13 protein-coding genes are annotated in these 12,383 nt (G+C 49.5%); 6 read left to right on the top strand and 7 right to left on the bottom strand.

Features of this window, described 5'->3' with window-relative positions:
* Positions 1 to 57 precede the first annotated feature (57 nt).
* The 3 genes from B7991_RS14315 to nth all read left to right on the top strand — a co-directional run bounded on the left by B7991_RS14315 (position 58) and on the right by nth (position 2,994).
* Positions 58 to 1,242, top strand: a complete 1,185-nt coding sequence (locus B7991_RS14315; protein WP_088631440.1) for a phosphotransferase — start codon at positions 58 to 60, stop codon at positions 1,240 to 1,242.
* Positions 1,243 to 1,491: 249 nt separating this feature from the next.
* Positions 1,492 to 2,280: a serine O-acetyltransferase gene (cysE, locus tag B7991_RS14310; RefSeq protein WP_088631439.1), complete on the top strand. Its 789-nt coding sequence runs from the start codon at positions 1,492 to 1,494 to the stop codon at positions 2,278 to 2,280.
* Positions 2,281 to 2,367: 87 nt separating this feature from the next.
* Positions 2,368 to 2,994: an endonuclease III gene (gene nth / locus B7991_RS14305; protein WP_088631438.1), complete on the top strand. Its 627-nt coding sequence runs from the start codon at positions 2,368 to 2,370 to the stop codon at positions 2,992 to 2,994.
* A 6-nt stretch (positions 2,995 to 3,000) separates the two neighbouring features.
* Here the strand turns inward: nth and murD are convergent, their stop codons facing one another.
* From murD to B7991_RS14285, 4 genes are all read right to left on the bottom strand, one after another.
* On the bottom strand, positions 3,001 to 4,362 hold the full coding sequence (gene murD / locus B7991_RS14300; RefSeq protein WP_088631437.1) for a UDP-N-acetylmuramoyl-L-alanine--D-glutamate ligase: 1,362 nt from the start codon (positions 4,360 to 4,362) through the stop codon (positions 3,001 to 3,003).
* Between the two features lie 129 nt (positions 4,363 to 4,491).
* Positions 4,492 to 4,989 (bottom strand): preprotein translocase subunit SecG, encoded by a 498-nt coding sequence (gene secG / locus B7991_RS14295; protein WP_088631436.1) that lies wholly within the window; start codon positions 4,987 to 4,989, stop codon positions 4,492 to 4,494.
* 24 nt (positions 4,990 to 5,013) lie between these two features.
* Positions 5,014 to 5,775, bottom strand: coding sequence for a triose-phosphate isomerase (gene tpiA, locus B7991_RS14290; protein WP_088631435.1), 762 nt, complete (start codon positions 5,773 to 5,775; stop codon positions 5,014 to 5,016).
* Positions 5,776 to 5,928: 153 nt separating this feature from the next.
* The gene (locus tag B7991_RS14285; protein WP_088631434.1) at positions 5,929 to 6,372 is read right to left on the bottom strand and encodes a hypothetical protein; all 444 of its coding nucleotides are present in this window, start codon (positions 6,370 to 6,372) and stop codon (positions 5,929 to 5,931) included.
* 80 nt (positions 6,373 to 6,452) lie between these two features.
* Between B7991_RS14285 and B7991_RS14280 the strand changes: the two genes are divergently transcribed.
* Entirely contained in the window at positions 6,453 to 7,436 is a 984-nt protein-coding gene (locus B7991_RS14280) for a hypothetical protein (RefSeq protein WP_088631433.1), read from the top strand.
* On the opposite strand, the gene B7991_RS14275 is transcribed toward B7991_RS14280, so the two are convergent.
* The 3 genes from B7991_RS14275 to B7991_RS14265 all read right to left on the bottom strand — a co-directional run bounded on the left by B7991_RS14275 (position 7,356) and on the right by B7991_RS14265 (position 9,921).
* Positions 7,356 to 8,084, bottom strand: coding sequence for a hypothetical protein (locus B7991_RS14275; RefSeq protein ID WP_088631432.1), 729 nt, complete (start codon positions 8,082 to 8,084; stop codon positions 7,356 to 7,358). The genes B7991_RS14280 and B7991_RS14275 overlap by 81 nt on opposite strands.
* A 162-nt stretch (positions 8,085 to 8,246) precedes the next feature.
* Complete coding sequence (gene recA, locus B7991_RS14270; protein WP_088631431.1) at positions 8,247 to 9,347, bottom strand: recombinase RecA; 1,101 nt, start codon at positions 9,345 to 9,347, stop codon at positions 8,247 to 8,249.
* 40 nt (positions 9,348 to 9,387) lie between these two features.
* Positions 9,388 to 9,921, bottom strand: a complete 534-nt coding sequence (locus tag B7991_RS14265; RefSeq protein ID WP_088631430.1) for a CinA family protein — start codon at positions 9,919 to 9,921, stop codon at positions 9,388 to 9,390.
* Positions 9,922 to 10,078: 157 nt separating this feature from the next.
* On the opposite strand from B7991_RS14265, the gene B7991_RS14260 reads away from it, so the two are divergent.
* Together B7991_RS14260 and B7991_RS14255 are read left to right on the top strand one after the other, a co-directional pair.
* A complete protein-coding gene (locus B7991_RS14260) occupies positions 10,079 to 11,200 on the top strand; it encodes a DUF5683 domain-containing protein (protein WP_141099884.1) in 1,122 nt (373 codons plus the stop codon).
* Between the two features lie 92 nt (positions 11,201 to 11,292).
* Positions 11,293 to 12,261 carry a DUF3300 domain-containing protein gene (locus B7991_RS14255; RefSeq protein ID WP_088631428.1) on the top strand — a complete coding sequence of 323 codons (969 nt, stop codon included), beginning with the start codon at positions 11,293 to 11,295 and terminating at the stop codon, positions 12,259 to 12,261.
* The last annotated feature ends 122 nt before the right edge of the window (positions 12,262 to 12,383 follow it).

Raw genomic sequence — 12,383 nt, 5'->3', positions numbered from 1 at the left:
ATTCAAAAAAAACGTGTAGGGAGATTCCCGCCTTCGCGGGAATGACAAGTTTATATTATGAACCTTATCAAGTATTTTAGCAAGCAACGTTGGTTCATGGGAAAAAACAGAACCATCTTACGCGCAGACACGCTCGACTCCACAGAAGCCGGCAACACGCGCATCAGGCTTATCAAGGTTTCGTTCGACGACGGCGAAAGCGACATTTATACGGTCATCGATGACGAAAATGCGGTCGGTAAAATTCTCGAAGACGCATTCCTCGATGGCTCTCAGCAGTCTGTTTTCGCAGGCGACTCCGGATTTTTCTCGTTTAGAATTACATCGCCGTTTTCTAGGGCAGCGCTCACGAGTATCAAGCCCGTTTCAAAGGAACAGAGCAATTCAGCATTTTGCGCTCCCGGCAAGTTTTTCTTCAAGCTATACCGCAGGCTAGAACCGGGTTTACACCCTGAAGCCGAAATCCTTGAGGCGATGAACAAGGCCGACAGCAGTCGCGTCCCAAGGCTTTACGCCGTCTGCAATTATAAGGCCAAAGGCGGTGAAGTTTACACGTGGGGAATCCTCGAAGAACATTTCCCGAACGCACTTGACGCCTGGAGCGAATTCTGCAACAACATGGATAGCACAGACGCCTTCCAGCTCGGGATGTCCACCGCGCAGATGCACGAAAGCCTCAAGCGTTTAAGCGGGCCCAAGTACAGCGGCATCGAACCGCCATTTGACCGACTGACGCAACTTTTGAAGAACTCCGCGGATACCGAGTACGCTCCGAAATTGCGCGAAAAGCTCCCGGAATTGCGCATCCGCTATAGCGACTTGCTCCGCGAAACATTCAGCGACAAGACCATCAAAAAACAGCGCATCCATGGGGATTACCATCTCGGGCAAGTGCTGATTACGCAAAGTGCAAATGGCACCAAGCATTTCGAGATTATTGACTTTGAAGGGGAACCCACGCGTAGCCTCGACTACAGACGCACTATACGCTCCCCCGCCGTCGATATCGCCGGGATGTTGCGCAGCTTTGCCTATGCAGGCGCCGTCGCGAAGACCGATCCGACCGAAGCGCAAAAAGCTTTTGTCACAGGGTATTCCAAGGTCTCCGGGATTTCCACCGAAGAAATCGAAAAGGAATCCAAGCCCTACATTCTCGCAAAAGCCATCTACGAAGCATGCTACGAGTTAGAATTCCGCCCCAACTGGTTCTGGATTCCCGCCAAAGCATTGCTTGAATTGTAAGATTCAATAAAATATTCACTTTTTTCGCACATTAGAACATTTTTTTGTGTCTATGCGAGATATTCTCGCAATTAACAAAAAAAATAAATCGTCGTGAGAATAAAGCGTCGGCCAAGGATGGGGTGGGTGCAGGGAGGGGCCCGTGCGGCCTTCGCAACTCCGAGCTGGGGCCCCGCCCGCATAATTTTCAATTTGATTCAAAATCAATTCTAAGGCGGAGCCTCCAATTTTTTTATATTTGGCGTCATCATGACACCAGAAGAAATGGAACAGTTACTCCGCAAGGACGCAGCAGAGCTCGTCAAGACCGAGCCGTTTTCGAAGTTGATGCTCGAAGAGCAAATCCTTAACCGCAAGAACTTTGCGGATATGCTTGGAGTAACCCTCGCCTGTCAGCTCGCCGGCGAAGTCATCGACCGCGCAGAACTCGAGAAGATGTTCCGCGTCATGTACGAAAAGTATCCCAACTTGCTCATTTGCGCGACAAAGGACTTGCACGCAACGGTCCTCCGCGACCCCGCTTGCACAGGCCCCCTCGAACCGCTACTGTTCTTCAAGGGTTTCCAAGGTTTGCAGGCCTACCGCGTAGCCCATGTTCTTTATGAAGAAGGCCGCCACTTCCCCGCCAAGATGCTCCAGAGCATCATCAGCCGCAAGTTCGGTATGGACATCCACCCGGCAGCAAAGATTGGCCACGGACTTTTGGTGGACCACGCCACAAATATCGTCATCGGTGAAACCGCGACCGTCGGCAACAACGTGAGCTTTTTGCATGGCGTGACCTTGGGTGGTACCGGTAACGAAATCGGCGACCGTCACCCGAAAATCGGAAACGGCGTGATGCTCGGTGCCCACGCCCAGTTGCTCGGAAATATCCACATTGGCGATGGTGCAAAGATTGGCGCAGGCGCCGTGGTGCTTTGCGATGTTCCTGCTCACACAACTTATGCTGGCGTCCCGGCCGTTCAGGTGGGTCACCCGCACGACGACATGCCGAGCTTCAACATGCAGCAAGACTTCACGCGCGACAAAAACTAGACGGAAAGCCCAAGGCGAGAATCGCACAAACGCACTCGTCATCCTGAACGAAAGTGAAGGATCCAGTGAAACTTGAAGGAGCGGGAAATGAACAAGGCTGCAAAAATCAAATTCATTGGCGATAAGCTGGACGAACTGTACCCGAATCCGCCCATTCCGCTAGATTTTACAAGCCCATTCACGCTCCTCGTGGCTGTCGTTTTAAGCGCCCAGTGCACAGACATCCGCGTGAATCAGGTGACCGCGGTTCTCTTTAAAGAAGCAGACACGCCAGCCAAAATGATTAAGCTCGGTGTAGACCGCATTGCCGAAATCATCAAGCCTTGCGGTTTCTTTAACACCAAAAGCGTGAACATATTCAAGCTCTCGCAAGCGCTCGTCGAAAAGTTCAAGGGCGAAGTCCCGCACACGTTCGAGGAACTTGAAAGCCTCCCTGGAGTCGGCCACAAGACGGCGAACGTCATCATGAGCCACATCTTTAAGCTCCCGGCATTCCCGGTCGATACGCACATTCATCGCCTCGCCGAACGCTGGGGATTAAGCGACGGCTCAAGTGTCGAAAAGACCGAAGAAGATTTAAAAAAAGCTTTTCCCAAGGAAGAATGGGAAAAGCGTCATTTGCAAATCATTTATTTTGGGCGCAACTACTGCAAAGCGCGCGGGCATAAAGATGAAGAATGCCCGATATGCTCCGTAGTCCATAAGCGCGGTTAAACCACGCTACACACCTTCAACAAGCTTGTCGAAAACCTGTCCACGAACCTTGTAGTTCTTGAACAGTCCAAAGCTTGCACATGCGGGACTCATAATGACCGTTCCGCCTTCACCAATATTCAAGCTATCAGCAAAAGCTTCTTCAAGCGTTGGGAAAATGGCAGTTTTGATTCCCGCTTCATCCACGCCAGCCTTTTTCAAATCAGCAAGCATGCGCTCGGCGGTCGCGCCGATGAGCGCTACACGCTTCAAGTTCGGGCGCTGCTTCACGAGAATTTCTGAAAGTTCCGTAAAGTCGGCGTTCTTTTCCGAACCGCCAAGAATCAAAGCAAACGGGCGCTTCATGCTGCCGGTTGCCGCAATCGTTGCATCCGGGCGGGTTGCATAACTGTCGTTATAGAATTCAATGCCGCGTTTTTCGCCCTTGAATTCCATACGGAACGGGAGCGTCTCATAGCTCTTGAGCGCTTCGAACGCATCGGCGACTTTCACGCCCAAAGCCTTGCAAGCGAGCGTTGCCGCAGCCATGTTTTCGAGCTGGTAAATGCCACGGACCTTGCAATCCGAGAGATAAAGCTTTTCGCCATCAATCGCAAGAGTCGCACCGTCAATCACGGCATCACCATCGCCGTTGCTTGCACCATCAGCAAGGCTTACAGCATACTTAGTCTTTGCCGGGCTTTCCGATGCAATTTTTGCAGTCGGTTCGGCATCTTTCAAATAAACGCACGTACCTTCGCGCTTTTGCCAACGCACAAGGTTTGCCTTGGCATCGCGATATTCTTCAACGCTCTTGTGCCAGTCCAAATGTTCTGTCGAAACGCGCAAAACAACGCCTACATCCGGAGACACAGACAAAGTCATAAGCTGGAAGCTTGAAAGTTCCAAGATGCTGATACGGTCCGGAGTCTCGTCTTCGAGCAAGTCCAATGCCGGCACGCCAAAGTTTCCACCAATTTCGTTTTTGCGGCCGGTCTTCGTCAGAATGTGCGAAATCATGCTTACGGTAGAACCCTTGCCGAGTGTACCTGTGACGCCCACAGTCGCTTTCGATTGAGTTTGTTCCAAAAAGAGCTGAATCTGGCTCGTCATGAGACCGCCGTTCATCTGGAACTTGAAAAGCTCCGGACTCATTGGATAAACGCCAGCCGAACGTATGACCGTCACGCAATCCTTGAGTCCGTCCAAATAGTTCTCGCCGCTGCTCACCTTGACGTTCACGCCTGCAGGCACATCCGGGAGAGTCACCGGATTCTTGTCCATCACGACAATATCCTTGACACCTTCGCGGAAAAGGTAACGCAACGAGCTCTGGCCTTCAACGCCAAAGCCCAAAATTCCAACCGGAGAAACAAGAGTGTTCTGCATAAAAATCCTTGATGTAATTCCAATTAAAATTTAGCAACCCTGATAAAAAAAGAAACCCACCCTTGCGTTACACAAGGGCGGACTTCTGAATGAGGTTTGACCGACTTGAAATCAAGTCAATCTAAACTTTTACTTGGCCTTCTTCTTGCCTTTCTTTGCTTTCGGAGCTTCTGCCGGAGCAGCAGCTTCAGGAGCCGGAGCGGCTTCAGCCTTCACTTCAGCAGCAGGTGCGGCCGGAGCTTCTGCCTTGACTTCTGCGGCAGGTGCAGCCGGAGCAACTTCAGCCGGAGCATTGAAAGTAGCCGGGAGAGCCGGAACTTCCGGAACAGCCTGTTCGGCAGCGCTTTCACGAGTAGCCTTCTGCATAGCAGATTCTTCAACAGTCTGATCCTGCTTAGCCGTGATGAGGCCAAGAGCGAAAACCACGATGAAGAAAATCACAGCAACGACACGGGTCAACTTCTGGATGAAGGTCGCTGCGCCGGCGGTAGAAAATGCAGATTGCGAAGTCATGCCACCGAGACCTGCCAGACCGCCCATCTTGTCGTTCTGAACGAGGACGAGGAGAGCAAGGAAAAAGCAGAGAAACACGTGGAGGACGATCAATACCCAAAAGAGAGTTGTCATTTGTGACGTTCCTTTCGTTAAAAGTTACTTGGCTTCAGCGGCGTCGATGATTTCCTTGAAGGTGTTAGCCTTGAGGCCTGCACCACCAATGAGACCGCCGTCGATATCCTTCTGAGCGAGGAGGCCAGCAGCGTTTGCACCCTTCATGGAGCCACCGTACTGGATGCGCATGCCTTCTGCAACAGCTTCGCCGTAGATTTCCTTAACAACGGAGCGGACATAAGCCTGAGTTTCTTCAGCCTGTTCGTCGGTAGCGGTAACGCCAGTACCGATTGCCCAAACCGGTTCGTATGCGAGAACGCACTTTGCTGCGTCTTCAGCAGAAACGTCCTTGAAAGCGCCCTTGACCTGGAGGCCGAGAACTTCCTTGAGGATGCCGCCGTTGCGCTGGTCGAGAGTTTCACCGATGCAGATGATCGGCTTGAGGCCAGCTTCGAGAGTCTTCTTGACCTTGAGGTTCACGGTTTCTTCCGTTTCGTGGAAGTACTGACGCTGTTCAGAGTGACCGATGATCACGTATTCAGCACCGATTTCCTTGACCATGTCAATGGAAACCTTACCCGTGTATGCGCCCTGGTCCTTCCAGTGGATGTCCTGGATAGCGAGCTTCACGTTCGTGCCCTTAATAACGTCTGCAACCTTAGCAGCAGCGAGGTAAGTCGGAGCAATAACGACTTCGGTCTTCTTCACGTCCTTGACGGCTTCCACGATATCCTTAGCGAGCTGAACGGATTCGCTAACGGTCTTGTTCATCTTCCAGTTACCAGCAATGATATACTGACGCATAATTAACTCCTTGAGAGGTTTAAAATTTAACGCGCGTAAATGTAGAAAATCCTCTTACTGCTGTCACCCCGGACTGTGTTCCGGAGCCACCTTTTTTATAAAAAAAGCCCCTCGGCGGTTAAACCAAGGGGAGCAGTTGTTTATAAGCAATGATTAGTGATCGTACGTGCTAGAGCGTGCAGAGCTCGGAGCCGGAGATCCACCATAGCGGTCGCCTTCGATCTTGTCGAGGACCTTTTCGCCTTCGTATCCCTTCAAACGAGCCTGTTCCGGGTACTTCCAGAACAAACGAGTGATGAGCTTGCCTTCGCGAGTGAAGTATTCCCAGACCATGCCGTCAGCGGTTTCGTGATCGGGAGGTCCCCACAGGAGGTTCACCATGTCGGTCGTCATGCCTTCTTCGATGTAACCCTGCTTGAAGGTGTTCTGCAAGTGCTTGTCGATGCCCATGCTTTCCTTGGAAATGAAGTACTCGCGTTCGTATTCGTTCTGGCCGACGCCGCGTTCAATCAGCACGGGCGACGAATACTTGCTATTCGTACATCCAAAGAGCATGAGTGCACCAAAGGAAAGTGCGCACAGATGGGAAAATTTCATTGGATCTCCTTGTATTTGATGACCACAAAATAAGAATTTATTGCGCAAGTAGCTAAATAATTTTTAGATTTTACACTGAAATGAATAAGATTAACGCTTTGTTTAAAATTATTTTACTTAATGTGGCGATTTGGGGTTCCCTTTGCTTTGCTGCTGTGGGTGTAGACCAGTCTAGCTTGGTCGGCCTGCGTTACGGACCGAACTTGTCTTGGGGTGGAATGGTGAATTCCCCGATTGTCTGGGGGCAGTGGGTACCGCAGGCCAACGTAGGCATGCGATATACTTGGCTTGAACCTTTATCCCCGCTGAATTACGGGAGTCCTCTTGGTTTCGCCTCGGCATACCTCAAGATGGACGCCTCCATTGAAGTCTCTCCGTTTTACGGAGGATTCCGCGCTGGGCTTGGGCTCAGACCGTTCAAAGTGAATCCGCAAATCGAATTTGGCTTTGTCTATGAAAGCTACTTCTACTTCAAGTCAAACTTGGAAATGGTCAACGCCGATGTCAAAGGCAAAGGGCATATTGCCGAAACCTGGAATTCAGACTACATCTTAGACCATGTCGGAAACTCAAATTCCGATTTTGACTACGCCCAGCTATTCGACATGAGTATCGACTTTAGCTACACCCTGCCACACGGTGGCGTTATCGGTCTTGGAGCCCATTACGTGCTAACTGATATCAGCACGGATTTCGAAGGCAAAAGCTACGATTATAAGCGCAATATCCCGGTATTCAGCCGCGACTACATCGTAGAACTCCAAAGCTTTGGACGTTTCCCTGTATCAAATTTTTGGGCAATCCTTTACGAAGGCATGTACCTTAAAACAGGGCTCTTACGCAGTGGTGGCAGTGTCAAAAAGGAATCGTTAAGCTATCGAATGGTCCTTCTCGGAACTCATTTTTCTTGGCAAGACGGACTTCGCAACTTCATCGTCAAGGCCGGCATGTGGCGGCGCGACAAGAGCCGTTTCTACAATGGTTCATTCGCCCAGCAGTTGCTGGTTCAACTTGAGTATAAGGGGTACTTTTCGTTCCCCTTCCACAGCAATTTTTCCAAATAACTTAGGAACCGGCAAAAGGATTTTCGGCTGAACCGGCTTTTGTTGCGGTTCGATTTCAAGAGAATGCATCGGATAAGCCGATTTGATCCAAAGGCTCCCGCTGTAATCTTCGCTAGAAACGCTAGCCAAGGTCGGGAGCAATTCATTGGCATAGGATTTCCAATTCGCAATCGAGAAATAGCGCGGTTTCTTAGCCCCACGCATCACAACTTTTTCGGGCTTTTCGAGAGAATCGACAACGACACTCCACCACATATTCGAAGCTGCCGTCGCAAGAACATTAACATTCGGTTCCATCGTCGTAGAATCAGGACACTTGAAGTAGCCGTTCGCCAGAAGTTCAAGATCGTCTAGCTTTAGTGGCGTTTTTCCAATGTTGTCCTTCAGATGATGAAGGCCAAGTTGCCTTTTGACCTTACCGCCTTCAAATTCCATATAGCGATACCGGCCAGCGGTAATGAAACTAAACGACGGACTATCGTTCAAATTAACAAAGAATGTATCAAGATCGTCGGTATGATGCCTCCATTCAATGGAGACCCTCGTTTTATTTTTCTCTTCGTTAACAAACTTTCCTTCGACATTGATAATCATCGAAGAATTTGTCAAGAGTCGAGGACATACCTTTTGCACGCTGCTTTTTGCCATTAGAGCCGAAGCCAAAATACAGACAGCAACAACTGTTAATTTTACGTCTTGAATCATATATTTTGAATATAGATAAATTTTTATACAAAAGAAAACCCCAGCCCCTCCCAATGGCTAAAGGAAAGGCCGAGGTTTATGTTTTTTCAGGAAGAAAAATCGTTACTAAGCGTCTTCTTGAATGCTTGCTTCATCACCGTCTTCACCAAGATCGACGGCATCGTTTTCACCGAGCTTGAAGAGCTCCACATCCTTCATGCTTTCACGAATTTTCTGTTCAATTTCGTTGCAGAGGTCCGTATTGTCCTTCAAGAAAAGGCGAGTATTTTCACGGCCCTGACCGATGCGTTCGTTGTTGTAGCTGAACCAAGAACCGCTCTTCTGAATGATGTCCAGTTCGCAGGCAAGGTCGAGAATGGAGGCTTCACGAGAAATACCCACACCGTAAAGAATGTCGAATTCGCACTGAGTAAACGGAGCAGCGACCTTGTTCTTCACGATCTTCACGCGAGTACGGTTACCGATAACTTCTTCACCGTTCTTGATAGCGGCGATACGGCGGATGTCAATACGCTGGGTCGCATAGAACTTCAAGGCATTACCGCCGGTGGTCGTTTCCGGGTTGCCAAACATCACGCCAATCTTCATACGGAGCTGGTTGATGAACAACATGCAGGTGTTCGACTTGGAGAGAATGCCGGTAAGCTTGCGGAGAGCCTGGGACATGAGTCGAGCCTGAAGACCCACGTGGTTATCCCCCATTTCACCGTTGATTTCGGCCTGCGGCACAAGGGCTGCCACCGAGTCCACAACAATGATGTCGATAGCGCCAGAACGTACGAGCGTTTCGGCAATGTCGAGAGCCTGCTCGCCGGTATCCGGCTGGGACACGAGGAGCGATTCGATATCGACACCGAGCTTACGAGCATAAACCGCATCAAAAGCGTGTTCTGCGTCGATGAAGGCTGCAACGCCGCCAAGCTTCTGAGCTTCTGCAATAGCATGCAGAGCAAGCGTTGTCTTACCGGAAGATTCCGGTCCATAAATTTCAATGATACGTCCGCGAGGGAAACCGCCTACGCCAAGTGCCATGTCGAGCTGAATGCAACCCGTCGGAATGACCGGGATATCTTCGACCGGCTGTTGACCGAGGGCCATGATGGAACCTTTACCGTAATTCTTTTCGATCTGGGCGATAGCCGCCTCGACTGCTTTTGCTTTTTCGCTGGAAAGGTTGCTAGTAGGGGTTGTAGTTTTCTTAGCCATATAGGACTCCGTTTTTTATCTTTTTTTGTTAATATACTAATTAGTGAACTTTTGTGCAAGTGCTTTTTTGGCTATTCAGCAAAAAAAGAAGCCTGCCCATAATCTTATACACGCTTTTTTTACGGATTTGTTCACGGTTTCCTGCAAAAATTTCGCAAAAGGCTTCATTTTGCAAACTACTGGCGACACACATCCATACCGTTCCGACAGGTTTTCCCGGTTCTGCACCAGTAGGCCCTGCAATTCCCGACGTAGCAACCGCCCATTCGCAATTGAATTTTTGGCGGGCACCTTCTGCCATGGCTTTTACGGTCTGTTCGCTAACAGCGCCGTATTTTTCAAGAATTTCCTCGTCAACGCCCAGCAAGTCATGTTTGACTTCGTTCTGGTAGGCGACAATTCCACCCTTCAAAATCGCAGAAGAACCAGCTTCGTTGACGATGCTCGATGCGATAAGCCCGCCCGTGCAGGATTCCGCCGTCGCCATCATCTCACCGCGCTTGATTAGCTCTTCCTTGATTTTCATGGCAAGTTCGTGAATTTCGTGTTCGATATTGATTATTTCGTTCATCATTACGCCTATAAGTTAAAAACATTAAATGTCAAAAACAGACATTTTCTTAAAAACTGGAAATTTTTCTTTTTTTTCGCGAAAAAATTAAATAAATTCCACCCATTGCAACTTCACCTTCCAGTACCACATCCAAATTCTTTTTCTATATTCGCCGCAAATGACTCTAAAATCCACCATAACGGCAATTTTGGTGATATGCGCGTCCCTTTTTGCAGAGACGGCCACTCCAGTTGCAGTCCCGGACTCGGCAAAGGGGAACACCGCGGTATCCGCCGGTGCCAATAGCAGCGCACCCGAAACAGATGCCGAAGACGATTCCGACGACGATGACGTTTCGGAAGCACCTTCCGATGTGGATTTTGAAATGTCCTCCACTCCGCTTTTAAAGGGCAAGACCGGGATCCCCGCAATCGACACGCTCCCTGTAAACGAATGGGACATTCCGACAAAACGCAATTCGCTCAAATACGCCATGTTGTTCAGCCTTTTACCGGGTGGCGGCCAGTATTATACAGAACACTATGTCCGTGGCGGATTTTTAACAGGCATTGAAGGTTTGCTTATTTACGATGTATTCTTCAACAGATCGTACCAGAGAGAGAGACTTTTGGATCGCGCCCGTCCCTTCCAGGATTCTGTGCTCTACTTTACAACGAAGGTCCTAGAAGCCCGTCGAAACAACGCACCGCTTGATAGCATCACCGAATACCAAAGCAAGCGACAAGAATTTCTGGAACGCGTAAGAGCCCAGAGCGACAAAAAAATGGAACAGGAAGACGTCCGCAAAGCTGAAGTCGCATGGCTTATCGGTGTACATCTCTATGGAATGTTCGACACCTTCGGCATTTGGTACAACAACAACCACCGAAGCACAGAATATCGGGATATGAAAACAGCCGTTCTTTGGGCTTTACTACCTGGAGGCGGACAAATTTTCAACCGTGATTTCGGCAAGGCAGGCTTAGTTTATATGGGCATACTTGGTGCAGCGGCCAGCGTATCCACATCACAGAACATGGTCAACTATTACCTTGATCGTAAGCACCTGGTCGAAAAAGAAAATCCGAAATCAGAAGAATACGACCGCATAGTCGAACGCGTGACTTACTACAGAAAGAACCGCAACACCTACATTTGGGGCGGAGTCTTGATTTACCTGTACGCTATAGCCGATGCCGCCGTAGACGCGCTTTTAAGCGATTTCGACAGTCCTATGCACATGGCCCTAGTCCCCAATTTTAACGGTGGCGCTCAAGCCGTATTTTCACTTGATTTCTAACACAATCGCCAAGTATTCAATCCTAGAATTCTTGTTTAATCGTCCCGTTTTTTTGTAGATTAAAAAAGAGTCCCTTGAAAGAAGGAGGAAATATGAAGCGTTTATTGATACTTATCGCGATGACGCTTGCGCTTCCGCTAATGGCAAATGCCCAGACCCGTTACACGCCGGCAGAACTGGACACCCTAGTCTCAACCATCGCCCTTTACCCAGACCCCTTGCTCGTTCATGTTCTGAACGCCACAACGCATGGGGACGATTTTCCGAGTGCATACGCATTCGCCAAGGCTCACCGCAACCTGAAAGGCGATGACTTAGCCAAATCGATCGAAAAAGCAGAACTCGATTACGACGAATCCGTGATAGCGCTGATTCCATTCCCCGACGTACTCTACAAGCTTGCAAAATACGCCACATGGGCACACCAGCTAGGCGAAGCCGTCGACATGCAGAAAGCCGATGTCATGGACGCCGTACAGAGAATGCGCAAGGTCGCCCACAAAAACGGCTACTTGCAAAGCGATGACAAAATCGAAATTAAAGTTGATGACAACATAACAATCCAGCCAGCACAAGAAGAATACGTATACGTCCCTGAATACGATCCTCGTGTAATTTATTACGTTGTTTCAGATAACAATGTTCGCATCCGTTATATAAATGGGACATGGACCGGGGCAGGTCTTGTCTATTGGGGATGGGACCCATTTGTCTATGATTGGGTTCACCGTAGGCCGCACTACCGCCATCCACATCGCTACGCACCGCCACCTCCACGTCACCATCCAAAGCGTACGCATTATATACGTTACAAAAACACGCCTCCCCCTCCACCACCTCGTTCTAATACAACGTGGGATCGCCGGCCGCCAGCCCCTCAACCGCGATCCAACAATTTGAGAAAACCAGCGCCGCCACCGCCGCAGCAGCCAAATTACAAGCGCCCAGCTCCGCCACCGCCACCCCAATATTCTGACGATGAGGACAAAAATACACATAGGGCTGAACGTCACCATAATTCACACAATGCACCTCCTCCGCCATCTCGTCGAAGAAGGTAAAAGATATTTTCAAAAAAAAATCACAAACACCCCTTTACAAGAATAAACATTTAAACTAAATTTGTGCCGTTCCGCTAAGGACCACGCGGTCGTGGTGGAATTGGTAGACACGCTAGCTTGAG

Source organism: Fibrobacter sp. UWB3, assembly GCF_002210405.1.
Taxonomy (GTDB): Bacteria; Fibrobacterota; Fibrobacteria; order Fibrobacterales; family Fibrobacteraceae; genus Fibrobacter.
This window is presented reverse-complemented; position numbering and strand designations above follow the sequence as displayed.

What these genes read in the sequence shown, in the direction of transcription:
- B7991_RS14315 (WP_088631440.1), top strand. Translation starts at nt 58, where the DNA reads ATGAACCTTATCAAGTATTTTAGCAAGCAACGTTGGTTCATGGGAAAA.
- cysE (WP_088631439.1), top strand. Translation starts at nt 1,492, where the DNA reads ATGACACCAGAAGAAATGGAACAGTTACTCCGCAAGGACGCAGCAGAG.
- nth (WP_088631438.1), top strand. Translation starts at nt 2,368, where the DNA reads ATGAACAAGGCTGCAAAAATCAAATTCATTGGCGATAAGCTGGACGAA.
- murD (WP_088631437.1), bottom strand. Translation starts at nt 4,362, where the DNA reads ATGCAGAACACTCTTGTTTCTCCGGTTGGAATTTTGGGCTTTGGCGTT.
- secG (WP_088631436.1), bottom strand. Translation starts at nt 4,989, where the DNA reads ATGACAACTCTCTTTTGGGTATTGATCGTCCTCCACGTGTTTCTCTGC.
- tpiA (WP_088631435.1), bottom strand. Translation starts at nt 5,775, where the DNA reads ATGCGTCAGTATATCATTGCTGGTAACTGGAAGATGAACAAGACCGTT.
- B7991_RS14285 (WP_088631434.1), bottom strand. Translation starts at nt 6,372, where the DNA reads ATGAAATTTTCCCATCTGTGCGCACTTTCCTTTGGTGCACTCATGCTC.
- B7991_RS14280 (WP_088631433.1), top strand. Translation starts at nt 6,453, where the DNA reads ATGAATAAGATTAACGCTTTGTTTAAAATTATTTTACTTAATGTGGCG.
- B7991_RS14275 (WP_088631432.1), bottom strand. Translation starts at nt 8,084, where the DNA reads ATGGCAAAAAGCAGCGTGCAAAAGGTATGTCCTCGACTCTTGACAAAT.
- recA (WP_088631431.1), bottom strand. Translation starts at nt 9,347, where the DNA reads ATGGCTAAGAAAACTACAACCCCTACTAGCAACCTTTCCAGCGAAAAA.
- B7991_RS14265 (WP_088631430.1), bottom strand. Translation starts at nt 9,921, where the DNA reads ATGATGAACGAAATAATCAATATCGAACACGAAATTCACGAACTTGCC.
- B7991_RS14260 (WP_141099884.1), top strand. Translation starts at nt 10,079, where the DNA reads ATGACTCTAAAATCCACCATAACGGCAATTTTGGTGATATGCGCGTCC.
- B7991_RS14255 (WP_088631428.1), top strand. Translation starts at nt 11,293, where the DNA reads ATGAAGCGTTTATTGATACTTATCGCGATGACGCTTGCGCTTCCGCTA.